The organism is Pseudomonas caspiana, from assembly GCF_040224095.2.
Taxonomy (GTDB): domain Bacteria; phylum Pseudomonadota; class Gammaproteobacteria; order Pseudomonadales; family Pseudomonadaceae; genus Aquipseudomonas; species Aquipseudomonas caspiana.
In genome coordinates this window covers 468,599-491,890 of sequence record NZ_CP167995.1, presented here as the reverse complement: position 1 = coordinate 491,890, position 23,292 = coordinate 468,599, and the positions used below count along the sequence as shown (strand labels likewise).

The window sequence follows — 23,292 nt, the reverse complement described above, 5'->3', positions numbered from 1 at the left end:
GTTCGCGAGAGGGATGGTACATCCGCCGCCTGTGTATCGCCTGAAATGCAGCCCTCCCGAATGAATTCGGTCCTACCGAGGTTGGCCAGAGCGCGCGCATATACCGTTAATTTTTTCTCCGCGCACAAACAAAACCCCTGAACGCATAAGCGATCAGGGGTTCTGGAATTTAATCTTGACGATGACCTACTCTCACATGGGGAAACCCCACACTACCATCGGCGATACATCGTTTCACTACTGAGTTCGGGATGGGATCAGGTGGTTCCAATGCTCTATGGTCGTCAAGAAATTCGGTTGCCGGCTCGTTGCCCTTGCGGGTGACGCTCCAGCCAATGGGTATGTGATAGATCAGGTTCAGTGTGCGAACAAACTTTCGGTTCGTGTCGTCTTCACAGTCACCGCAATCTGATGCCCTGCTCTTTTTAAGAGAAGGTCGCAGATTGCTTGGGTGTTATATGGTCAAGCCTCACGGGCAATTAGTATGGGTTAGCTCAACGCCTCACAGCGCTTACACACCCCACCTATCAACGTCGTAGTCTTCGACGGCCCTTCAGGGAACTCAAGGTTCCAGTGAGATCTCATCTTGAGGCAAGTTTCCCGCTTAGATGCTTTCAGCGGTTATCTTTTCCGAACATAGCTACCCGGCAATGCCACTGGCGTGACAACCGGAACACCAGAGGTTCGTCCACTCCGGTCCTCTCGTACTAGGAGCAGCCCCTCTCAAATCTCAAACGTCCACGGCAGATAGGGACCGAACTGTCTCACGACGTTCTAAACCCAGCTCGCGTACCACTTTAAATGGCGAACAGCCATACCCTTGGGACCGGCTTCAGCCCCAGGATGTGATGAGCCGACATCGAGGTGCCAAACACCGCCGTCGATATGAACTCTTGGGCGGTATCAGCCTGTTATCCCCGGAGTACCTTTTATCCGTTGAGCGATGGCCCTTCCATACAGAACCACCGGATCACTAAGACCTACTTTCGTACCTGCTCGACGTGTCTGTCTCGCAGTCAAGCGCGCTTTTGCCTTTATACTCTACGACCGATTTCCGACCGGTCTGAGCGCACCTTCGTACTCCTCCGTTACTCTTTAGGAGGAGACCGCCCCAGTCAAACTACCCACCATACACTGTCCTCGATCCGGATGACGGACCTGAGTTAGAACCTCAAAGTTGCCAGGGTGGTATTTCAAGGATGGCTCCACGCAGACTGGCGTCCACGCTTCAAAGCCTCCCACCTATCCTACACAAGCAAATTCAAAGTCCAGTGCAAAGCTATAGTAAAGGTTCACGGGGTCTTTCCGTCTAGCCGCGGATACACTGCATCTTCACAGCGATTTCAATTTCACTGAGTCTCGGGTGGAGACAGCGCCGCCATCGTTACGCCATTCGTGCAGGTCGGAACTTACCCGACAAGGAATTTCGCTACCTTAGGACCGTTATAGTTACGGCCGCCGTTTACCGGGGCTTCGATCAAGAGCTTCGCGTTAGCTAACCCCATCAATTAACCTTCCGGCACCGGGCAGGCGTCACACCCTATACGTCCACTTTCGTGTTTGCAGAGTGCTGTGTTTTTAATAAACAGTCGCAGCGGCCTGGTATCTTCGACCGGCATGAGCTTACGGAGCAAGTCCTTCACCCTCACCGGCGCACCTTCTCCCGAAGTTACGGTGCCATTTTGCCTAGTTCCTTCACCCGAGTTCTCTCAAGCGCCTTGGTATTCTCTACCCAACCACCTGTGTCGGTTTGGGGTACGGTTCCTGGTTACCTGAAGCTTAGAAGCTTTTCTTGGAAGCATGGCATCAACCACTTCGTGTTCTAAAAGAACACTCGTCATCAGCTCTCGGCCTTAAGATCCCGGATTTACCTAAGATCTCAGCCTACCACCTTAAACTTGGACAACCAACGCCAAGCTGGCCTAGCCTTCTCCGTCCCTCCATCGCAATAACCAGAAGTACAGGAATATTAACCTGTTTTCCATCGACTACGCTTTTCAGCCTCGCCTTAGGGACCGACTAACCCTGCGTCGATTAACGTTGCGCAGGAAACCTTGGTCTTTCGGCGTGGGTGTTTTTCACACCCATTGTCGTTACTCATGTCAGCATTCGCACTTCTGATACCTCCAGCAAGCTTCTCAACTCACCTTCACAGGCTTACAGAACGCTCCTCTACCGCATCATCAAAAGATGATACCCGTAGCTTCGGTACCTGGTTTGAGCCCCGTTACATCTTCCGCGCAGGCCGACTCGACTAGTGAGCTATTACGCTTTCTTTAAAGGGTGGCTGCTTCTAAGCCAACCTCCTAGCTGTCTAAGCCTTCCCACATCGTTTCCCACTTAACCAGGATTTTGGGACCTTAGCTGACGGTCTGGGTTGTTTCCCTTTTCACGACGGACGTTAGCACCCGCCGTGTGTCTCCCATGCTCGGCACTTGTAGGTATTCGGAGTTTGCATCGGTTTGGTAAGTCGGGATGACCCCCTAGCCGAAACAGTGCTCTACCCCCTACAGTGATACATGAGGCGCTACCTAAATAGCTTTCGAGGAGAACCAGCTATCTCCGAGCTTGATTAGCCTTTCACTCCGATCCACAGGTCATCCGCTAACTTTTCAACGGTAGTCGGTTCGGTCCTCCAGTTAGTGTTACCCAACCTTCAACCTGCCCATGGATAGATCGCCCGGTTTCGGGTCTATTCCCAGCGACTAGACGCCCTATTAAGACTCGCTTTCGCTACGCCTCCCCTATTCGGTTAAGCTCGCCACTGAAAATAAGTCGCTGACCCATTATACAAAAGGTACGCAGTCACCTAACAAAGTAGGCTCCCACTGCTTGTACGCATACGGTTTCAGGATCTATTTCACTCCCCTCTCCGGGGTTCTTTTCGCCTTTCCCTCACGGTACTAGTTCACTATCGGTCAGTCAGTAGTATTTAGCCTTGGAGGATGGTCCCCCCATGTTCAGACAAGGTTTCTCGTGCCCCGTCCTACTCGATTTCATGACAAAGAGATTTTCGCGTACAGGGCTATCACCCACTATGGCCGCACTTTCCAGAGCGTTCCGCTAATCTCAAAGCCACTTAAGGGCTGGTCCCCGTTCGCTCGCCACTACTAAGGGAATCTCGGTTGATTTCTTTTCCTCAGGGTACTTAGATGTTTCAGTTCCCCTGGTTCGCTCCATACACCTATGTATTCAGTGTAAGGTAACTGTCTTATGACAGTTGGGTTCCCCCATTCAGACATCTCCGGATCACAGTCTGTTTGCCGACTCCCCGAAGCTTTTCGCAGGCTACCACGTCTTTCATCGCCTCTGACTGCCAAGGCATCCACCGTATGCGCTTCTTCACTTGACCATATAACCCCAAGCAATCTGGTTATACTGTGAAGACGACATTCGCCGAAAGTTTGTTCTCACAAACTTTACCTTAGCCTGGACACGCACCAGTGAAAGAGGTGCCCAGTCTATATTTCTATCACATACCCAAATTTTTAAAGAACGATCTAATCAAAGACTAGAAATCAACACTCACCATCGAACCGATGGAGTGCTCATTTCTAAGCTTTCAAACAGAAGCAGTAAGTGGTGGAGCCAAGCGGGATCGAACCGCTGACCTCCTGCGTGCAAGGCAGGCGCTCTCCCAGCTGAGCTATGGCCCCGTATCCGGGTTTCGTACGCGCTCTGACCAACTTCACCAGGTAACTGGTGGGTCTGGGCAGATTCGAACTGCCGACCTCACCCTTATCAGGGGTGCGCTCTAACCAACTGAGCTACAGACCCAAAATCGGGTGTGCAAAGCAAAAGCTGCTTCTAATCGTCTTCTTCAATGAATCAAGCAATTCGTGTGGGAGCTTGTGCTGCAGCTGAGTCGTCGATTAAGGAGGTGATCCAGCCGCAGGTTCCCCTACGGCTACCTTGTTACGACTTCACCCCAGTCATGAATCACACCGTGGTAACCGTCCCCCCGAAGGTTAGACTAGCTACTTCTGGTGCAACCCACTCCCATGGTGTGACGGGCGGTGTGTACAAGGCCCGGGAACGTATTCACCGCGACATTCTGATTCGCGATTACTAGCGATTCCGACTTCACGCAGTCGAGTTGCAGACTGCGATCCGGACTACGATCGGTTTTATGGGATTAGCTCCACCTCGCGGCTTGGCAACCCTCTGTACCGACCATTGTAGCACGTGTGTAGCCCAGGCCGTAAGGGCCATGATGACTTGACGTCATCCCCACCTTCCTCCGGTTTGTCACCGGCAGTCTCCTTAGAGTGCCCACCATAATGTGCTGGTAACTAAGGACAAGGGTTGCGCTCGTTACGGGACTTAACCCAACATCTCACGACACGAGCTGACGACAGCCATGCAGCACCTGTCTCAATGTTCCCGAAGGCACCAATCCATCTCTGGAAAGTTCATTGGATGTCAAGGCCTGGTAAGGTTCTTCGCGTTGCTTCGAATTAAACCACATGCTCCACCGCTTGTGCGGGCCCCCGTCAATTCATTTGAGTTTTAACCTTGCGGCCGTACTCCCCAGGCGGTCAACTTAATGCGTTAGCTGCGCCACTAAGAGCTCAAGGCTCCCAACGGCTAGTTGACATCGTTTACGGCGTGGACTACCAGGGTATCTAATCCTGTTTGCTCCCCACGCTTTCGCACCTCAGTGTCAGTATCAGTCCAGGTGGTCGCCTTCGCCACTGGTGTTCCTTCCTATATCTACGCATTTCACCGCTACACAGGAAATTCCACCACCCTCTACCATACTCTAGCTTGCCAGTTTTGGATGCAGTTCCCAGGTTGAGCCCGGGGATTTCACATCCAACTTAACAAACCACCTACGCGCGCTTTACGCCCAGTAATTCCGATTAACGCTTGCACCCTCTGTATTACCGCGGCTGCTGGCACAGAGTTAGCCGGTGCTTATTCTGTCGGTAACGTCAAAACACTTACGTATTAGGTAAATGCCCTTCCTCCCAACTTAAAGTGCTTTACAATCCGAAGACCTTCTTCACACACGCGGCATGGCTGGATCAGGCTTTCGCCCATTGTCCAATATTCCCCACTGCTGCCTCCCGTAGGAGTCTGGACCGTGTCTCAGTTCCAGTGTGACTGATCATCCTCTCAGACCAGTTACGGATCGTCGCCTTGGTGAGCCATTACCTCACCAACTAGCTAATCCGACCTAGGCTCATCTGATAGCGCAAGGCCCGAAGGTCCCCTGCTTTCTCCCGTAGGACGTATGCGGTATTAGCGTCCGTTTCCGAGCGTTATCCCCCACTACCAGGCAGATTCCTAGGCATTACTCACCCGTCCGCCGCTCGCCACCAGGTACAAGTACCCGTGCTGCCGCTCGACTTGCATGTGTTAGGCCTGCCGCCAGCGTTCAATCTGAGCCATGATCAAACTCTTCAGTTCAAACATCTTTGGGTTTTGAGAAAACCCTAAACTTGGCTCAGCAATCGTTGGTTATTTCTTTGATTTCTCGCGGAGTAACTTACGATGCTGATAATCTGTTGACTTCAGTCTGACAGCGCAAGCACCCACACGAATTGCTTGATTCAATTGTTAAAGAGCGGTTGGTTAAGAGTCTTTCGTCTCAACCGAGGCGCGCATTCTACAGCAGCCTCTGTATCTGTCAAGCGGTTATTTTAAGAAGTTTTCAAAGTTTCCTCATCAACTTCAACCACTTGCGCTTCGATCAACATCACGTTGCTCGTTAGCGGGAGGCGAATTCTACAGCGTTACAACCTGCTGTCAACTGCCTTTTTTCACCGCTTTCGATCAACTTCATCGAAGCCTCTTCTTCGCCAACTTAATCGTCCAACTCGTTGATTATCAAGGAGTTTTTCGTTCTGTCTGCGCCAGAAGAGGTGCGAATTATAGAGAGATCTGAGAGGCCGTCAACCCTTAATTTCACTTAATTGTCATAACTATCTGAAACACCCTTAAAACAAAGGGGCGAGCCTCGCGGCTCACCCCTTCTCGACTGGCTACTTACAGGCTAGGAAAGGCAAACTGCGAAGCTTCATGGCTGGCACGTTGCGGCCAGCGCTGGGTAATAGCCTTACGGCGCGTATAGAAGCGCACCCCGTCCGGCCCGTATGCATGCAAATCACCGAACAGCGAACGCTTCCAACCGCCAAAGCTGTGATAGGCAACCGGCACCGGCAATGGCACGTTGACGCCGACCATGCCCACTTCAATCTCATCACAGAACAGACGCGCCGCCTCACCGTCACGAGTGAAGATGCAGGTGCCATTGCCGTACTCATGATCATTGATCAGTTGCATCGCCTGCTCAAGGCTGGCTACTCGGACAATGCACAGCACCGGCCCGAAGATCTCTTCTTTATAGATGCGCATCTCCGGCGTCACCTGATCGAACAGACAGCCACCCATGAAGAAGCCATCTTCATTACCGGTAACACTCAAGCCGCGACCATCAACAACCAGCTTCGCGCCAGCCTGCACACCGTCTTCTATATAGCCGCTGACTTTGTCGCGATGCTGACCAGTGACCAATGGCCCCATATCCAACCCGCAGGTCGTGCCAGCCCCGATTTTCAGCGATGCAATTTGCGGCACCAGCTTGGCGACTAGTGCGTCGGCAATCTGATCGCCCACACACACGGCAACCGAAATCGCCATGCAGCGCTCGCCGCACGAACCGTAAGCCGCGCCCATGAGTGCACTGACCGCGTTGTCCAGGTCGGCATCCGGCATCAGCACCGCATGATTTTTCGCACCGCCCAATGCCTGGACTCGTTTACCGCGTGCAGCGCCTTCTTTATAGATGTATTCGGCAATCGGCGTTGAACCGACAAAACTCAGCGCTTTGACTTCCGGCGCTTCGATCAGCGCATCTACCGCCGCTTTGTCGCCATGGACGACATTGAGCACGCCTTTGGGAAGACCCGCCTCGTGCAGCAATTGTGCGATTAGCAGCGTGGAGCTCGGATCGCGCTCGGACGGCTTGAGGATGAAACAGTTACCGCAAGCGATCGCCAGTGGGTACATCCACAACGGCACCATCGCCGGGAAGTTGAACGGCGTAATACCGGCAACAACACCCAGCGGCTGGAAGTCGGACCAGGCATCAATGTTCGGTCCTACGTTGCGACTGTATTCACCCTTGAGAATTTCCGGAGCCGCGCAAGCGTATTCGACGTTCTCAATACCGCGCTTGAGCTCGCCCGCAGCGTCTTCGAGAGTCTTGCCGTGCTCTTCGCTGATCAATTGCGCGATGCGACCTTCGTTCTGCTCCAGCAGTTGCTTGAAGCGGAACATCACTTGGGCACGTTTTGCTGGAGGAGTATTGCGCCACGCCGGGAAGGCCGCCTTTGCCGAGTCGATGGCTTGCTGAACGATTTCGCGACTGGCCAACGAGACCTTATGAATAGCCTGCCCCGTCGACGGGTTGAACACGTCAGCAGTGCGGCCGTTGTCGCTGACCAATTGGCCGTCGATCAAGTGTTGGATGGTGCTCATGAATGACTCCAAAGCAGGCGCGAACAACTCCGCGCCTGTCACCTATATAGAAGAGGTTTATCAGTCGATCTGATTCAGCGCTTCGCCAACCGCATCGAACAAACGATCCAGGTCTTGCGGCTTGCTGTTGAAGGTAGGTCCGAACTGCAAGGTGTCGCCGCCAAAACGCACATAGAAGCCAGCCTTCCAGAGCTTCATGCCCGCCTCGAATGGACGGACGATTGCATCGCCATCTCGCGGCGCAATCTGGATAGCGCCGGCCAGACCATAGTTGCGAATGTCGACGACGTTCTTCGTGCCCTTGATGCCATGCAATGCGCTTTCAAAATGCGGCGCCACTTCAGCCGCTTGCTGCACAAGGTTTTCCCGTTGCAGCAGATCCAGCGCTGCAAGACCGGCAGCACAGGCAACCGGGTGCGCGGAGTAGGTATAACCATGCGGAAATTCAACCGCATACTCAGGCGTCGGTTGATTCATGAAGGTCTGATAGATCTCGCTGCTGGCGATCACCGCCCCCATCGGAATCGCACCGTTGGTGACTTGCTTGGCGATGCACATCAGATCAGGGGTCACACCAAAACTGTCTGCACCAAACATGGAACCGGTGCGACCGAAGCCGGTGATGACTTCGTCGAAGATCAGCAGGATGTTGTGCTGATCGCAGATTTCCCGCAGACGCTTGAGATAGCCTTGGGGCGGCACGATCACACCGGCAGAGCCGGCCATTGGCTCGACGATGACTGCAGCGATGTTCGAGGCATCATGCAACTCGATCAATTTGAGCATTTCATCGGCGAGAGCAATACCGCCCGCCTCCGGCATGCCCTTCGAATAAGCGTTGCTGGCCAGCAAGGTATGCGGCAGATGATCAACGTCCATCAACTGACCAAACATCTTACGGTTACCGTTCACTCCACCGAGGCTAGTGCCCGCGATGTTCACCCCGTGATAGCCACGCGCACGGCCAATCATTTTGGTTTTGGTCGCTTGCCCCTTCAGACGCCAGTAGGCACGCACCATCTTCACGGCTGTGTCGGCGCACTCGGAACCTGAGTTGGTATAGAACACATGATTCAGATTGCCCGGCGTCAGCTCGGTAATTTTCTCGGCGAGCTGAAAGGACAGCGGGTGACCAAATTGAAACGCCGGGGAGTAGTCCAGAATGCCCAACTGTTTAGAGACAGCCTCCTGAATCTCCTTGCGCGTATGGCCTGCGCCGCAGGTCCATAGACCGGAAAGCCCATCGTAGATCTTGCGTCCCTTGTCGTCTGTCAGGTAACTGCCGTGTGCCGCGACGATCAAGCGCGGATCGCGCTGGAAATTGCGATTGGCGGTGTAGGGCATCCAATGAGCATCAAGCTTCAATTGGCTGGCAATAGACATCTCGGACGACTCGAAACTGTTCATCGAAACGGACCTCGCTGAAGCGCTGGGCGGTTGAGTGACTGCAAATACTTGATGCAGCTACGGTGCCACGGGGATAAAGTCGGAAAAACTCAACTTTTACGATCTTTAGTTAGCTGATTACTAAACTATGAGCAGCCGTCGCCCCGATCCATTGGCACAAGTCAGCGATTTTGATATTCGATTGCTGCGCATCTTTCGAAGCGTAGTCGAGTCAGGCGGTTTCTCTGCCGCCGAAAGCGCACTCGGCATAGGTCGTTCGGCCATCAGCCAGCAAATGAGCGATCTGGAACAGCGCCTGGGCTTGCGTCTTTGTCAGCGCGGCCGAGCAGGATTTTCGTTGACCGAAGAGGGCCGTGAGGTTTATCAGTCGGCGCTACAACTGCTGAGCGCACTGGAAAGCTTCCGCACCGAGGTCAACGGCCTGCATCAGCATTTGCGGGGCGAACTGAACATTGGTCTGACCGACAATCTGGTCACCCTCCCCCATATGCGCATCACTCACGCACTCGCCCAACTGAAAGAGCGAGGGCCTGATGTGCATATCAACATCAGAATGATTGCGCCTAATGAAGTGGAACAGGGCGTACTCGACGGACGTTTGCACGTCGGCGTCGTGCCCCAGGCCAGCGCCTTGTCAGGGCTTGAATATCAGCCGCTGTACAGCGAACGATCGTTGCTTTACTGCGCGGTGGGCCATCCACTTTTCTATATGGATGACGCTGCGCTGGATGACGTGCGTCTTGCAGAGCAGGATGCAATTGCACCGACCTTTCGCCTGCCGGCAGAAATCCAGGCCCATTATCAGGCGCTCAATTGCACCGCCAGCGCATCGGACCGGGAAGGCATGGCGTTTCTGATTCTGACCGGGCGTTATATCGGTTATCTACCAGACCACTATGCGAGCTTTTGGGTGCAACAGGGTCGGTTGAGGGCACTGAAACCGGCATCGCGCTTTTATGATTTGAGTCTGGTGTCGGTGACCCGCAAAGGACGCCGCCCTCATTTGGTGCTGGAAAGCTTCCTGCAGACGCTGGCTGCTACACGGTGAGACATAGCACCCGGCCAAAACTTAACGCTCCTATCAAACAAACTACATCTATCTGATTTGGAATATCCTTCTGTAGGAGCTCACGAGCACCGCGAGGCAGCGATGGCGTCCGGTCTGAAACACCGCTATCGCGGCCTCGCGGTGCTCGTGCGCTCCTACAGGTACTTTGTTTGCAGCACGACAGCGTTGTGTCAGGGTCCTAAAGATATCCGCTAAACACTAGCCTTTAAAAAACCTGAGCACTTGGACAGCTTTTTGCACAGTCGTACATCAAACGACCCGCGAGAGCACGACATGCAGCCCGAAGCCTCACCCAGCAGCGATCTGATCTACGGCCTTGATGATCGGCCCAAGCCATTACCGGCAATACTGGCTGCGCTGCAACACGTGCTCGCCAGTTTCGTCGGCATCATCACCCCGCCGTTAGTGATTGGCTCGGCATTGGGGCTGGGCGCGTATATGCCTTACCTGATCAGCATGGCACTGATGGTTTCAGGCGTAGGGACTTTCATCCAGGCACGTCGTCCATTCGGGATTGGCGCAGGGATGATCTGCCTGCAAGGCACCAGCTTTGCTTTTCTCGGCGCAGTATTGTCTGCCGGTTTTCTGGTCAAGCAACGCGGCGGGAGCCCTGAAGACATTCTGGCGATGATCTTCGGCGTCTGTTTTTTCGGTGCGCTGGTACAGATTGTATTGAGTCGCTTCATTGGCCAACTGCGCAGAGTCATCACGCCGTTGGTGACAGGTATCGTGATCACGCTGATCGGGGTCAGCCTGATCAAAGTCGGAGTGACGGATCTGGGCGGTGGCTTCAACGCTCCAGACTTTGGCGAGCCGCTGAATCTGGCGTTGGGCGGTTTTGTGCTGGTCGTTATCATTCTGCTCAACCGGTCAAATACGCCCTGGATACGTTTGTCGGCGATCATCATCGGCCTGGCTGTAGGTAGCCTGGCGGCGTGGTTCAGCGGAAAACTCGTGCCTCATTCCGTTGGCGATCTGCCCCTGATCAGCGTACCGATTCCGTTCAAGTTCGGTTTCGCCTTCGACTGGACAGCTTTCCTGCCCGTCGCGCTGATTTATCTGATCAGCACTATCGAAACAGTCGGCGACCTGACCGCCAACTGCATGCTCGCTAAAAAACCTATAAGTGGCCCCACGTATATTGCCCGGCTTAAAGGTGGCGTATTGGGTGATGGATTCAGCTGCATGATTGCCGCCACGTTCAGTGCTTTTCCCAACACTACCTTTGCGCAGAACAACGGCGTGATTCAGCTAACCGGTGTCGCCAGTCGTTACGTTGGCCTGTACATCGGCGCAGTGCTGTTCATGCTCGGCCTGTTCCCGACTATTGGCGCCCTGCTGCAACAAATCCCCAAACCTGTGCTCGGCGGTGCAACCCTGGTGATGTTCGGCAGCGTTGCCGCAGCAGGCGTGCGTATTCTGGCGCAGGCGCCACTGGACCGACGCAGCATGCTGATCATTGCTACTTCTTTTGGTGTGGGTCTGGGTATCGCTGCCCAACCGGCGTTGCTGCACCATCTGCCCAAGCTGGTGCAGAACCTGTTCGACTCCGCGATCACCAGCGGCGGCATCACAGCCATTGTGATGTGCCTGTTACTGCCGGAGGACAAGACAAGCGTTGTGGGTACAGAATCTGCAACCGAAGGTGAGCCATCGACACATTAATTCCTGATAATGCCGAGCACCTGATTACGCCAGCTGTTCAGCATTGCACCCTATGATCTGTCCGGAACTGCCCAATGATCCTTGAAGTCCCTGCGCACAGTACTCACGGCATCAAGCCTGCCAGTCGCATTCGTCAGAAGAATGAAGAGGCCATTATCAAAGCCGCCGAAGACGAATTCGCCCGCCACGGTTTCAAAGGCACCAGCATGAATACCATCGCGCTGAACGCCGGGCTGCCCAAGGCCAACCTTCATTACTACTTCACTAACAAGCTTGGGTTGTACGTCGCGGTACTCAGCAACATCCTCGAATTATGGGACAGCACCTTCAACAACCTGACCGTCGAGGATGATCCGGCCTTGGCGCTGAGCCGCTATATCCGCGCCAAGATGGAATTCTCGCGTCGCCAGCCTCAGGCTTCGCGGATTTTCGCCATGGAAATCATCAGCGGTGGCGAATGCCTCAACCAGTATTTCAGCCAGGATTACCAAGCCTGGTTTCAGGGGCGGGCCTCGGTTTTCCAGGCCTGGATTGATGCGGGCAAAATGGACCCGGTAGACCCTGTGCATCTGATTTTCCTGTTGTGGGGCAGCACTCAGCACTACGCAGACTTCGCGACCCAGATCTGTCAGGTTACCGGGCGCACTCGCCTGACCAAGCAAGACATGGAGGTTGCGGGAGACAATCTTATACGCATCATCCTCAAGGGTTGCGGCCTGACACCTCCAGGCGCTTAACTGGCGGCATCTGTTTAAAGCTGGAACCCACGCATGCCCTTTACTCTGGTTGGCCCTTGCGAATTTCGCGAAGAGATTCGCAAGAGCCGCTTCATCACACTCGCGGCGCCTATCTCCAGCGCCGCCGACGCACAAGCGTTTATCGAGCAGAACAGCGACCTCAACGCGACTCACAATTGCTGGGCCTGGAAACTGGCCGATCAATACCGCAGCAATGACGATGGTGAACCTGGCGGGACTGCAGGGCGACCGATTCTGGCAGCCATCGAAGCTCAGGAATTTGATCAGGTCGTGGTGTTGGTGATTCGCTGGTACGGAGGCATTCAACTGGGTACCGGCGGCCTCGCCCGAGCCTACGGCGGTGGTGCCAATAAATGCCTGCAACAGGCAGAGCGTTTGCCACTGATCACTCGTGTGCCGTTGAGTCTGTCTTGCAGCTTCAGCGAATTGGCGCTGGTCAAGTTGCGGGTGGCGGAGCTCAACGGCTTGGTGCAGCAGGAAGACTTCACCGCCAACGGAGTGGACCTTGCGATTGCGGTCGGCCCAGAGCAGGTTGAAGTGTTGCAGCGGCAGTTGGCGGATTTAAGCAGGGGGCGGATAGTTTTGAGCAAAGGCGGGGAATGATTTCGCGTTGTCGTGCGTGAATAATTTTCCGTAGGAGCTCACGAGCACCGCGAGGCAGCGATGGCGTCCTGTCTGATGCACCGCTATCGCGGCCTCGCGGTGCTCGTGCGCTCCTACAGGTCGGTGTTTACTTTGCGCCAGCGTGGTGTCAGCGGACAGCTCCCACAGGCTCACGCTAACATCGGTACTGCACACATTTACTGTGCATCCGGCTGTGGATAAGCTGAGCACATGCGCCCGTAAGCCTTGCCGTGCATGGCTTTCAGCCGATCGGTCATTTTTTATACAAATCTGTCATATAACTACAAAAGAGGTGTAAAAACAGCGCGTTACAGCTCGTTATCGTCAGTAGCTACTACCGATTGCCCGCTTATATCGCACTTTTGAGCTTGCACACATTTACTGTGGAGGAACCTGTGGATAACAGGTGCAAGGGTCGCGGTAATGCAGGAGTTGTCTCACTCGAAGGCGACTGTATGTTTTTTACTCAGACAGGCTGGTCGAAATTGAATCATTAAATCCCCGGGACGCCCTGATCTGGTGCTGATGCTGGCTGTCAGCTCCACCCAAGAACCGAGGCTCTAGCCATTGCGACTTCGCCGTTACAAGCAAATCGGCATTTTCCCGTAAAAACCTGACTGCCTGGCCAGGAAATTGCTTTATCCACAGGCGATCCTCTTACCTTGAGCCTGTCATGCCAAACCCTGTGACATCTGCACGTCTGCAACTGCGTGCCATCAGCAAGCGCTATCCCGGCTGCCTGGCCAACGATGCCATCGACCTGAATATTGCCCCCGGAGAAATCCACGCCCTGCTCGGCGAAAACGGCGCAGGCAAAAGCACCCTGATGAAAATCATCTACGGCGTGACGCAGCCCGATTCAGGCGAAATAGTCTGGCAGGGGCAGGCTCTGAAAATGCGTAATCCGGCACAGGCCCGCAGCTTGGGCATTGGCATGGTGTTCCAGCATTTCTCGTTATTCGAAACCCTGACCGTCGCCCAGAACATCGCGTTGGCAATGGGCGGTGCGGCCGGTACGCCAAAGCAACTTGAACCAAAAATTCGCGAGGTATCGCAGCGCTACGGCATGGCGGTCGAGCCACAACGACTTGTCCACAGCCTGTCGATCGGCGAGCGGCAGAAAGTCGAGATCATTCGGTGCCTGATGCAGGACATTCGTCTGTTGATTCTCGACGAACCGACCTCAGTACTGACGCCGCAGGAAGCCGACGAACTATTCGTCACCTTGCGACGTCTGGCCGAGGAAGGCTGCAGCATTCTGTTTATCAGCCACAAACTGGGTGAAGTTCGCGCCCTGTGCCACAGCGCGACAGTGCTGCGCGGCGGCAAAGTCTCCGGACACTGTGTTCCGGCGCAGTGTTCGGACCTGGAACTGGCGCGTTTGATGGTCGGTGACGCTGAAGGCCTGACTGCGCAGTATCCCAAAGTCGCGGGGCACAAGCCGTTCCTGAAGGTGGAAAAACTATCTTGGCACAATCCGGATCCGTTCGGCTGCTCTCTGGTGAATCTCGACCTTGAGGTGCGCAGCGGCGAAATCGTCGGCATTGCAGGCGTGGCGGGCAATGGTCAGGACGAGTTGCTGGCCCTGCTCAGCGGCGAACAGACATTGAGCAACTCACTGTCATCCAGTATTCGGTTTGCAGACCTGAACGTTGGCCATCTACGTCCTGATGCCAGGCGCAAAAACGGCCTGGCGTTTGTTCCAGCGGAAAGACTGGGGCACGGCGCGGTGCCGGACTTGAGCCTCAGTGATAACGCGTTGCTGACTGCTTTTCAGCAAGGGCTGGTTAGCAACGGGCTAGTCCAGCGTAGCAAGGTCAGAAGCCTGGCTGATGAAATCATCAAACGCTTTGCGGTGAAGACTCCAGATGCCCAAGCGCCAGCTCGTAGCCTCTCCGGTGGCAACCTGCAGAAATTCATTCTGGGCCGCGAGATCCTGCAGAATCCGAAATTACTGGTGGCTGCGCACCCAACGTGGGGCGTGGACGTCGGGGCCGCCGCAGCGATTCATCGCGCGCTGATTGCCTTGCGTGATGCGGGCGCAGCAATCCTGGTGATTTCCGAAGACCTCGACGAACTCTTCCAGATCAGCGACCGCCTTGCAGCGCTGAGCAGCGGCAGGCTCTCCCCTCTTGTACCGACCGGGCAAACCTCGCCCGTGCAGGTCGGCGGCTGGATGGCCGGTGAATTCGATGCCCCGTCTGGCGCTCAACCTCAACTTCAAGCCGCCGCGCTTAATTAACGGAGTTTCCGATGCTGCTCTCTCTGGAACCGCGCGGGCAACAATCGCGAGCCATGCTCTGGTTTTCGCCGCTGCTGGCCGCAGTATTGACCCTGATCTGCGGCTCACTACTGTTTATCACCCTGGGCCTGGACCCATTGCTCACGCTACATACCTTGCTCATTGCACCGGTGAGCGACTGGTATGGCGTATCCGAATTGATGGTCAAAGCGCTGCCGATTCTGCTCTGCGCGCTGGGTCTGGCGGTCGCTTATCAAGCGCGCATCTGGAACATTGGCGCCGAAGGCCAGTTGCTGATGGGCGCGCTGGCGGGGAGTGCCCTGGCGGTCAATATCATTGATATGGAAAGCCGCTGGGCCTTGGTCCTGATTCTGCTGGTCGGCACGTTGGGTGGTGCAGCATGGGCGGGTTTGACTGCCTGGCTGCGCACCCACTTCAACGCCAATGAAATCCTGACCAGCATCATGCTCAACTACATCGCGCTGAACCTGTTGCTGTTCTTCGTTCATGGACCGCTGAAAGACCCTGCCGGAATGAATTTCCCTGAGTCAGCGATGTTTGGTGATGCCAGCCGCTTGCCGCTGTTGACCGAGGACGGCCGCGTGCATGCCGGTGTGTACTTCGCCTTGCTGGCTTTGGTCGCAGTCTGGGTTTTGCTGCAACGCAGCTTTGTCGGTTTCCAGGTCAAAGTGCTGGGGCTGGATAAACGCGCGGCAGGTTTTGTCGGGTTTCGCGAGAAACGTTTGGTCTGGCTCGCCTTGCTGATCAGCGGCGGCCTCGCCGGACTGGCTGGAGTCAGCGAAGTCGCCGGCCCCATTGGTCAACTGGTCCCGCAAGTGTCGCCGGGTTATGGCTACGCAGCGATCACCGTGGCCTTCCTCGGCCGCTTGAATCCAATCGGTATTCTGTTCGCCAGCTTGCTGATGGCGCTGCTGTATCTGGGCGGCGAGAACGCGCAAATGGCCCTGAACCTTCCTCAAGCCATTACCCAGCTGTTTCAAGGGATGATGCTGTTCTTCCTGCTGGCCTGTGATGTGCTGATTCTCTATCGCCCACGCCTGAAAACGCGCTGGGCCAAACGTCAGATGGCACCCGCTGCCACGGGAGCTGTGTGATGGATATCGATCTGTTGAGCAATATTTTCTTTGCCATGGTGCGTTGCGGCACGCCGCTGCTACTGGTCGCTTTAGGCGAGTTGATCTGCGAAAAAAGTGGCGTTCTCAATCTGGGCCAGGAAGGCATGATGCTGTTTGGCGCGGTGATCGGTTTTATCATTGCCTTGAGCACCGGCAACCTGTGGCTCGGTGTGCTGCTGGCGATGATGGCGGGGATGCTGCTGTCGGGATTGTTCGCGGTAGTGGCGCTGGTCTTCAATGCCAACCAAGTCGCAACGGGTTTGGCGCTGACGATCTTTGGCGTGGGTTTGTCGAGCTTCGTCGGCGCAGCCTGGGTGGGTAAACCGCTGCAAGGTTTCGAGCCAATTCTGATCCCTTACTTGAGCGACATCCCGCTGATCGGCCGCATGCTGTTTGCTCAGGACATTCTGGTTTACCTGTCCTTCGCGCTGTTTGCACTGGTGGCCTGGGCCCTGTTGAAAAGCCGCATTGGTCTGATCATTCAGGCAGTTGGCGAGAACCCGGACGCCGCTAGCGCCATGGGTTTGCCGGTGCTGCGCGTGCGAACCCTGGCAGTGTTGTTCGGTGGCGCAATGGCCGGGCTGGCCGGGGCTTATCTGTCCTTGGCGTACACGCCAATGTGGGCCGAAAACATGAGTGCTGGCCGAGGCTGGATCGCCTTGGCACTGGTGGTATTCGCCAGTTGGAGAGTGTGGCGCCTGTTGTTGGGTGCATACCTGTTCGGCCTTGCCAGCATTCTGCATTTGGTGGCGCAGGGTATCGGCCTGGCAATCCCGTCAAACCTGTTGGCCATGCTGCCTTACGTAGCGACCATCTTGGTATTGGTGCTGCTGTCGCGTAATGCCCTGCGCACAAGGCTGTATGCCCCGGTTTCTTTGGGGCAGCCTTGGCAGGCGGGGCATTGAGACTCACAGCTCAATGACGTGGGACCGGCTTTAGCCGGGAAGAAGCCCGCACAGCCGATAAATTTTTATTGGCGGTAAGGACGCCTTCCCGGCTAAAGCCGGTCCCACGGGGCCATAGCTGCAAGACCGCCCAGATCAATTCCATGATCAGGAATCCCGCCAGCAACCACGTCGCACCGTGCATCAGGGCATAGGCCTGCCACGTCGCGAACAGCAATCGACCTGCCGCGTCGTAACGTCCGAAAATCATCTGCGGATCTCTAATCCGTAGCACTGACCACACGCACACAATCGAACCCAGCAAGTTGGCCATCAACATATGCATGGGTTCGAATGGAGGCAGCGTACCGGGCACGTTCCAGGCCTGACTCACACCGGATAACAGCCCATGCAACGCGACAAAACTCCATGGCGTTAAAAAAGCAGCCGTGACGATCAAGTCGTACCAGCCACTGGCCCGGACTAAGTGTCGATAGTGTTGCGGTTGCCACATATAAATTCTCCAGCGGATTTAACATTCCAACAGGCTAAAGGCTGGAGTACGCTCCAGGGTCAAGCCCATGGAACAGAACTATGCGTATTGGTGAACTGGCTCAAGCCACCGCCGTCAGCCGCGACACTCTGCGGTTCTATGAGCAGCGTGGTTTGATTGCCGCGCATCGTAGCGACAATGGCTATCGGCACTATCCCGCGGAGATGGTGCAATTGGTGCACTTCATCAAAACCGCGCAGCGCCTGGGTTTCAGCCTGAACGAAATCGGCCACAGCGTTGCCGAACTCTGGAAGGCGCCCGCGCCCGATCTGGCCATTGCTCAGCTACTTCGGGACAAACTTGTGCTGATCGAGACACGCATTGCGGAACTCGGCGAATTGCGCACCGAATTGCAGAACCGTCTGGGCCAGAGCTGCCCGCTAAGCCCCTGATGCCTTATTCCTTAAAGGAGAATATTCATGTCGGTTACTAAAACAGCGTTAATCATCGGTGCTTCACGTGGCTTGGGTCTCGGCCTCGTCAAGCGACTGACCGAACTGAACTGGAACGTCATCGCAACCGTCCGCGACCCGCAGAAAGCTTCCGACCTGAAAGCCGTTGACGGCGTACAGATCGAAACCCTGGATATGGACGACACCGCTTCTCTGAAAGCGTTGAAGCGGAGTCTGGAAGGACAGGTGTTTGATGTCCTGTTCGTCAATGCCGGAGTTTCAGGCCCACAGCATCAAAGCGCGGCTAAAGCGACTGCCTCGGAACTGGGTCAACTGTTTCTGACCAACGCTATTGCCCCGATCCGCCTGGCCGAGCTTTTTGTCAGCCAGATTCGCCCCGACACCGGCGTACTGGCGTTCATGAGCTCGGTTCTGGGCAGTGTCGCCTGCCCTGAAGGCAACAACATGGCTCTATACAAAGCGAGCAAAGCGGCACTGAACTCCATGACCAACAGCTTCGTCGTAGAGCTGCCGGAACCACGTCCCACCGTATTGTCATTACATCCAGGCTGGGTCAAAACGGACATGGGCGGCGAAGGCGCCGATATTGACGTCGACACCAGCACTCGAGGGCTGGTGGAACAACTCGAGGCTTATGCGGGTAAAGGCGGGCATTACTTTGTGAACTACAAAGGCGAAACTATTCCGTGGTGAAGTAACCATTAGAATCGGAATGCTCTTCGGTAGGAGCGAACTTGTTCGTGAGGCGGTTGGCTCCTTCCGGGATTCGCAGGTAGAATCCCGCCCTCGCCACCCGCTGCACAGCATGGCGACCCTGGATCAGCAGACAGGGCAACACTGAGCTGGCTAACCTGAACCTGTCTTTCAGAGGAGCCGGCACCATGCCTGCGATCCGTATCTGGTTGAAAAATCCCCTCGCTGTTTTCACCGCCAATACCCTTGATGCCCGAGGCGGTCTGGTCATTGAGAACGGTGTCATCGTCGAACTGCTCAGCGCCGGTCAGCAACCCGCCAGCCCTTGCGATGACGTATTCGACGCCCGTGAGCATGTGCTGCTTCCGGGCTTGATCAATACCCATCACCACTTCTATCAAACACTGACGCGTGCCTGGGCTCCGGTGGTCAACCAGCCTTTGTTTCCGTGGCTGAAAACCTTGTATCCCGTCTGGGCGCGTTTGACTCCCGAGAAACTGGCGCTGGCCAGCAAAGTCGCCCTGGCCGAGCTGCTGCTGTCGGGCTGCACTACCGCTGCGGATCATCACTACCTGTTCCCGGATGGGCTGGAAAACGCCATCGATGTCCAGGTTGAAAGCGTCCGCGAATTGGGCATGCGCGCCATGCTTACTCGCGGCTCAATGAGTCTGGGTGAAGAGGACGGAGGTCTGCCGCCGCAGCAAACCGTGCAGCAGGGCGAAGTAATCCTTGAAGACAGCCAGCGCCTGATCCAGCGCTATCACCAGCGTGGCGCGGGCGCTCAGATCCAGATCGCGCTGGCGCCCTGCTCACCCTTTTCAGTGACGCCGGAAATCATGCGTGAAAGCGCAGCGCTGGCGGAAAAACTCGACGTGCGTCTGCACACTCACCTGGCCGAAACCCTCGACGAAGAAGACTTCTGCGTGCAGCGTTTCGGCCTGCGAACGGTGGATTATCTCGACAGCGTCGGCTGGCTGGGGCCACGAACCTGGCTGGCTCACGGCATTCATTTCAACCCTGACGAAATCGCTCGACTGGGCGCAGCAGGCACTGGTGTTTGCCATTGCCCGAGTTCAAACATGCGCCTGGCTTCCGGCATCTGTCCGACGCTGGATCTGATCGGAGCAGGCGCCCCGATAGGCCTTGGTGTAGACGGTTCGGCGTCTAATGACGCCTCGAACATGATCCTCGAAGCGCGCCAGGCGCTGTATCTGCAACGCCTGCGTTATGGTGCAGAAAAGATCACGCCTGAATTGGTGCTTGGCTGGGCCACGAAGGGTTCTGCGCAGTTACTCGGCCGTAGCGACATCGGTGAGCTGGCGGTAGGAAAACAGGCGGATCTCGCGATGTTCAAGCTGGATGAACTGCGATTCTCCGGCAGCCATGATCCAGTGTCAGCGCTGCTGTTGTGCGGCGCTGACAGGGCTGATCGGGTGATGATCGGTGGCCAGTGGAGAGTGATTGATGGGCACGTCGAAGGGTTGGACTTGAAGGGTTTGATTGCTGATCACAGCCAGGCCGCGCGGGAGTTGATTCGCGGCTGATGAACCCATTCCTGTAGCTCACGAGCATGCGAGGCAGCGATTGCGTTCTGCCTGATATGCCGCTATCGCGGCCTCGCGGTGCTCGTGCGCTCCTACAGATCATTCGTTTGCAGCACAGTAGCGCAGTTTGAGGATTTACAACCCCAACAACGACAACATGATGAACGTCGCAAACAACACAAAGTGGGTCATCCCCTCTATCGCGTTGGTTTCACCGTCATTGAGGTTGATGGCGCTCACCAGCAGGGTGATGAAAATCATCACGGTCTGCACCGGGGTCATCGCCATCTGGAACGGCTGACCGCTGTAGAGGGCCATGGCTTCCATGACCGGGACGGTCAGGATCACCGTCGATAAAGATGCACCCAGCGCGATATTGACCACCGATTGCATGCGATTGGCCAAGGCCGCGCGCAATGCCGTCAGGATCTCCGGTGCGGCAGAAATGGCCGCCACCAGAATCGCCGTCATGACCGGCGGCGCTCCAGTACCTTCCAGACCCAGATCGACGGTTTTGGACATCACTTCCGCCAGCGCACCAATCACCACCACACCGAGCACCAGGATCCCGATCGACAGCGTCAGATTGACCGGCTTTGCCTCTGCTTCAGGCTGATCCTTACGTTTCTTTTTCTCTGGATAGCTGTAGCTGAAAAAGTAGCTGTGCGGCCCGACCTGCATGCGCAGGAACAAGGTGTAGAGCAGAATCATCGCGCCAATGGTGAACGCCGAATACAACTTCCAGTCGCCTTCGGGGATGAACTCGGGCACCACCATGGAAACGCCCATCGCGGTGAGAATCATCACGCTGTAGGTGCGCGCCGAGTCATCGTTGTAGGACTGCTCGCCATGTTTGATGCCGCCCATCAAAGCGGCCAGGCCAAGGATACCGTTGATATCGAGCATCACGGCTGAGTAAATCGTGTCGCGCACCAACGTTGGCGATGGCTCGTTGCTCATCATGATCGCCAGAATCACCACTTCCACCAGCACCGCCGACAGGGTGAGGATCATGGTGCCGTAGGGATCGCCGACTTTCTCTGCAAGCAACTCGGCGTGGTGAGCCACGCGCAACGACGCACAGACGATGAAACCCACCAGCGCAATCCCCGCCGTCAGCGCCACGCCCTGCCCGTTATTGAGGAACGAGTGCTCGAACACGTAGGCGACAACTGTCGCGATGATCGCGAGCAGGAGAAATTTTTCTTGCTTGAGTATTGAGCCCATTGACTAGCCTATAAACCTTCCTGGGTGAAACGTCCGGATAACGTGTTCAAGGCGTTGAGAGTGCCGAGTGTAAGCAAAGGTTTCAAAATGGGTGAGAAGTTGATTGAACGCCGCTGCCCGTAGGAGCGCGCTTGCCCGCGATCCATTTCCATTCAGCACCTCACCGCCTGGACTGACGCCATCGCGGGCAAGCGCGCTCCTACCAGTTCAGGAAACGCGCACCAGTTGGCGGCAACATCTGCCTTTCTTGCACCGTCCAGCATCGCTTTGCGCTACTAAAAGCAGCTAAAGCCCCAGCCCTGTCATTAACTGTCCAGTTGGTCAGTTTTTTGCATTGTTCGAGCAACCCGCTTAGACGGCCGTGCCAAAAAGACCAAAAGGAGCTAGACCCGATGCACTCCACCACTCACCCGCGTCGCCCCCTGAAAAAATTGCTGTGTGCCATGGCTGCGGTCGTCGGCCTGGGTTCGAGCCTGCTCGCATCGGCAGCAGACCCGCTGAAAGTTGGCTTCGTCTACATCGGCCCGATCGGCGATCACGGCTGGACGTATCAGCATGAACAAGGCCGCAAGGCCATGGTTGAAGCACTGGGCGACAAGGTCACCACCAGTTATGTCGAGAACGTGCCGGAAGGCGCGGATGCTGAGCGCGTCATCCGCAACATGGCTAAAGGTGGCTACGATCTGGTTTTCACCACCTCCTTTGGTTACATGAACCCAACGCTGAAGGTCGCCAAACAATTCCCGAAAGTGACTTTCGAGCACGCCACTGGCTACAAGCAGGACAAGAACATGGGCACCTACCTGGCGCGCACCTATGAAGGTCGCTACGTCGGTGGGTTCCTGGCGGCCAAGATGACTAAGACCAAAAAAGTCGGCTACGTCGCGTCGTTCCCGATCCCGGAAGTGCTGCGTGACATCGACGCCATTCAGCTGGCGTTGAACAAGTACAACCCAGGCACCGAAATCAAAGTGGTATGGGTCAACTCCTGGTTCGATCCGGGCAAAGAAGCTGACGCTGCGAACGCGCTGATCGATCAGGGCGTAGACGTCATGTTCCAGCACACCGACAGTCCGGCGCCGATCCAGACAGCTGAACGTCGTGGTGTCTATGCCGTGGGTTATGCCTCGGACATGGCTCACTTCGGCCCGAAAGCGGTGCTGACCTCTATCGTCAACAACTGGGGGCCGCACTACATTCAGGCTACAGAGGGCGTGATCAACGGCACCTGGAAATCTCAGGATTACTGGGGCGGTCTGAAGGAAGGCACAGTTGAGCTGCCGATCAGCGATATCGTCCCGGCGGACGTGAAAGCAGAAGCCGAGAAGATCATTGCCGACATCAAAAGTGGCGCATTCCACCCATTCACCGGCCCGATCAAGGATCAGACCGGCGCAGTGAAAATCCCGGAAGGCAAGGTCGCGACCAATGCAGAGCTGGCCTCGATGAACTACTACGTTGAAGGCATCAAGGCGGAATTGCCGAAGTAATCAAGACGAGCAACCCAAAACTTGTGGAAGCTATTGTCTGTAGGAACGGCCGGTGGCTGCGAAAACGGGGTATCAGAAAGACCGCTTTCGCAGCCTTCGGCA

The 23,292-nt window shown here is 55.8% G+C and carries 15 protein-coding genes, 2 tRNA genes and 3 rRNA genes; 11 read left to right on the top strand and 9 right to left on the bottom strand.

Annotation, left to right across the window (positions count from 1 at the left end; translation table 11 throughout):
- Positions 1–173: 173 nt before the first annotated feature.
- From rrf to ABRP31_RS02310, 7 genes are all read right to left on the bottom strand, one after another.
- Positions 174–289: ribosomal RNA gene (gene rrf / locus ABRP31_RS02340) — 5S ribosomal RNA — on the bottom strand.
- A 169-nt stretch (positions 290–458) separates the two neighbouring features.
- Positions 459–3,352, bottom strand: a 23S ribosomal RNA gene (locus ABRP31_RS02335).
- A 228-nt stretch (positions 3,353–3,580) separates the two neighbouring features.
- Positions 3,581–3,656 (bottom strand) — tRNA-Ala (locus ABRP31_RS02330).
- 44 nt (positions 3,657–3,700) lie between these two features.
- Positions 3,701–3,777, bottom strand: a tRNA-Ile gene (locus ABRP31_RS02325).
- Between the two features lie 96 nt (positions 3,778–3,873).
- Positions 3,874–5,412, bottom strand: a 16S ribosomal RNA gene (locus tag ABRP31_RS02320).
- Together the 16S, 23S and 5S rRNA genes with 2 tRNA genes alongside form the textbook arrangement of a ribosomal RNA operon.
- Positions 5,413–5,991: 579 nt before the next feature.
- Positions 5,992–7,485 carry a CoA-acylating methylmalonate-semialdehyde dehydrogenase gene (locus ABRP31_RS02315; RefSeq protein ID WP_087267836.1) on the bottom strand — a complete coding sequence of 498 codons (1,494 nt, stop codon included), beginning with the start codon at positions 7,483–7,485 and terminating at the stop codon, positions 5,992–5,994.
- A gap of 60 nt (positions 7,486–7,545) precedes the next feature.
- Positions 7,546–8,892 carry an aspartate aminotransferase family protein gene (locus tag ABRP31_RS02310; protein WP_349973745.1) on the bottom strand — a complete coding sequence of 449 codons (1,347 nt, stop codon included), beginning with the start codon at positions 8,890–8,892 and terminating at the stop codon, positions 7,546–7,548.
- A gap of 127 nt (positions 8,893–9,019) precedes the next feature.
- On the opposite strand from ABRP31_RS02310, the gene ABRP31_RS02305 reads away from it, so the two are divergent.
- The 7 genes from ABRP31_RS02305 to ABRP31_RS02275 all read left to right on the top strand — a co-directional run bounded on the left by ABRP31_RS02305 (position 9,020) and on the right by ABRP31_RS02275 (position 17,291).
- A complete protein-coding gene (locus ABRP31_RS02305) occupies positions 9,020–9,940 on the top strand; it encodes a LysR family transcriptional regulator (protein WP_095100329.1) in 921 nt (306 codons plus the stop codon).
- A gap of 294 nt (positions 9,941–10,234) precedes the next feature.
- Positions 10,235–11,626: a nucleobase:cation symporter-2 family protein gene (locus ABRP31_RS02300; RefSeq protein WP_349973747.1), complete on the top strand. Its 1,392-nt coding sequence runs from the start codon at positions 10,235–10,237 to the stop codon at positions 11,624–11,626.
- A 74-nt stretch (positions 11,627–11,700) separates the two neighbouring features.
- The gene (locus tag ABRP31_RS02295; RefSeq protein WP_087267824.1) at positions 11,701–12,363 is read left to right on the top strand and encodes a TetR/AcrR family transcriptional regulator; all 663 of its coding nucleotides are present in this window, start codon (positions 11,701–11,703) and stop codon (positions 12,361–12,363) included.
- Between the two features lie 33 nt (positions 12,364–12,396).
- A complete protein-coding gene (locus tag ABRP31_RS02290; protein ID WP_087267821.1) occupies positions 12,397–12,987 on the top strand; it encodes a YigZ family protein in 591 nt (196 codons plus the stop codon).
- A 694-nt stretch (positions 12,988–13,681) separates the two neighbouring features.
- On the top strand, positions 13,682–15,250 hold the full coding sequence (locus tag ABRP31_RS02285) for an ABC transporter ATP-binding protein (protein WP_349973750.1): 1,569 nt from the start codon (positions 13,682–13,684) through the stop codon (positions 15,248–15,250).
- Between the two features lie 11 nt (positions 15,251–15,261).
- Positions 15,262–16,365 (top strand): ABC transporter permease, encoded by a 1,104-nt coding sequence (locus ABRP31_RS02280; protein ID WP_087267816.1) that lies wholly within the window; start codon positions 15,262–15,264, stop codon positions 16,363–16,365.
- Positions 16,365–17,291: an ABC transporter permease gene (locus ABRP31_RS02275; RefSeq protein ID WP_349973751.1), complete on the top strand. Its 927-nt coding sequence runs from the start codon at positions 16,365–16,367 to the stop codon at positions 17,289–17,291. Before ABRP31_RS02280 ends, ABRP31_RS02275 begins: the two co-directional genes overlap by 1 nt.
- A gap of 10 nt (positions 17,292–17,301) precedes the next feature.
- On the opposite strand, the gene ABRP31_RS02270 is transcribed toward ABRP31_RS02275, so the two are convergent.
- Positions 17,302–17,784, bottom strand: a complete 483-nt coding sequence (locus ABRP31_RS02270) for a hypothetical protein (protein ID WP_349973752.1) — start codon at positions 17,782–17,784, stop codon at positions 17,302–17,304.
- A gap of 80 nt (positions 17,785–17,864) precedes the next feature.
- Here ABRP31_RS02270 and ABRP31_RS02265 point away from each other — a divergent pair, with 80 nt between their 5' ends.
- The 3 genes from ABRP31_RS02265 to ABRP31_RS02255 all read left to right on the top strand — a co-directional run bounded on the left by ABRP31_RS02265 (position 17,865) and on the right by ABRP31_RS02255 (position 20,473).
- Positions 17,865–18,215 carry a MerR family transcriptional regulator gene (locus tag ABRP31_RS02265; protein WP_087267806.1) on the top strand — a complete coding sequence of 117 codons (351 nt, stop codon included), beginning with the start codon at positions 17,865–17,867 and terminating at the stop codon, positions 18,213–18,215.
- Positions 18,216–18,242: 27 nt separating this feature from the next.
- Complete coding sequence (locus ABRP31_RS02260) at positions 18,243–18,929, top strand: SDR family oxidoreductase (protein ID WP_087267804.1); 687 nt, start codon at positions 18,243–18,245, stop codon at positions 18,927–18,929.
- 188 nt (positions 18,930–19,117) lie between these two features.
- Positions 19,118–20,473 carry an 8-oxoguanine deaminase gene (locus ABRP31_RS02255; RefSeq protein ID WP_349973755.1) on the top strand — a complete coding sequence of 452 codons (1,356 nt, stop codon included), beginning with the start codon at positions 19,118–19,120 and terminating at the stop codon, positions 20,471–20,473.
- A 135-nt stretch (positions 20,474–20,608) separates the two neighbouring features.
- Here the strand turns inward: ABRP31_RS02255 and ABRP31_RS02250 are convergent, their stop codons facing one another.
- Entirely contained in the window at positions 20,609–21,700 is a 1,092-nt protein-coding gene (locus ABRP31_RS02250) for a calcium:proton antiporter (RefSeq protein ID WP_349973757.1), read from the bottom strand.
- Positions 21,701–22,092: 392 nt separating this feature from the next.
- On the opposite strand from ABRP31_RS02250, the gene ABRP31_RS02245 reads away from it, so the two are divergent.
- The gene (locus tag ABRP31_RS02245; protein WP_087267790.1) at positions 22,093–23,190 is read left to right on the top strand and encodes a BMP family ABC transporter substrate-binding protein; all 1,098 of its coding nucleotides are present in this window, start codon (positions 22,093–22,095) and stop codon (positions 23,188–23,190) included.
- Positions 23,191–23,292: the final 102 nt, after the last annotated feature.

Excerpts from the sequence above, each read along its gene's own strand:
- ABRP31_RS02270 (WP_349973752.1), bottom strand. The coding sequence starts at position 17,784 with ATGTGGCAACCGCAACACTATCGACACTTAGTCCGGGCCAGTGGCTGG.
- ABRP31_RS02260 (WP_087267804.1), top strand. The coding sequence starts at position 18,243 with ATGTCGGTTACTAAAACAGCGTTAATCATCGGTGCTTCACGTGGCTTG.
- ABRP31_RS02290 (WP_087267821.1), top strand. The coding sequence starts at position 12,397 with ATGCCCTTTACTCTGGTTGGCCCTTGCGAATTTCGCGAAGAGATTCGC.
- ABRP31_RS02305 (WP_095100329.1), top strand. The coding sequence starts at position 9,020 with ATGAGCAGCCGTCGCCCCGATCCATTGGCACAAGTCAGCGATTTTGAT.
- ABRP31_RS02255 (WP_349973755.1), top strand. The coding sequence starts at position 19,118 with ATGCCTGCGATCCGTATCTGGTTGAAAAATCCCCTCGCTGTTTTCACC.
- ABRP31_RS02250 (WP_349973757.1), bottom strand. The coding sequence starts at position 21,700 with ATGGGCTCAATACTCAAGCAAGAAAAATTTCTCCTGCTCGCGATCATC.
- ABRP31_RS02310 (WP_349973745.1), bottom strand. The coding sequence starts at position 8,892 with ATGAACAGTTTCGAGTCGTCCGAGATGTCTATTGCCAGCCAATTGAAG.
- ABRP31_RS02245 (WP_087267790.1), top strand. The coding sequence starts at position 22,093 with ATGCACTCCACCACTCACCCGCGTCGCCCCCTGAAAAAATTGCTGTGT.
- ABRP31_RS02315 (WP_087267836.1), bottom strand. The coding sequence starts at position 7,485 with ATGAGCACCATCCAACACTTGATCGACGGCCAATTGGTCAGCGACAAC.
- ABRP31_RS02265 (WP_087267806.1), top strand. The coding sequence starts at position 17,865 with ATGCGTATTGGTGAACTGGCTCAAGCCACCGCCGTCAGCCGCGACACT.
- ABRP31_RS02280 (WP_087267816.1), top strand. The coding sequence starts at position 15,262 with ATGCTGCTCTCTCTGGAACCGCGCGGGCAACAATCGCGAGCCATGCTC.
- ABRP31_RS02300 (WP_349973747.1), top strand. The coding sequence starts at position 10,235 with ATGCAGCCCGAAGCCTCACCCAGCAGCGATCTGATCTACGGCCTTGAT.
- ABRP31_RS02285 (WP_349973750.1), top strand. The coding sequence starts at position 13,682 with ATGCCAAACCCTGTGACATCTGCACGTCTGCAACTGCGTGCCATCAGC.
- ABRP31_RS02275 (WP_349973751.1), top strand. The coding sequence starts at position 16,365 with ATGGATATCGATCTGTTGAGCAATATTTTCTTTGCCATGGTGCGTTGC.
- ABRP31_RS02295 (WP_087267824.1), top strand. The coding sequence starts at position 11,701 with ATGATCCTTGAAGTCCCTGCGCACAGTACTCACGGCATCAAGCCTGCC.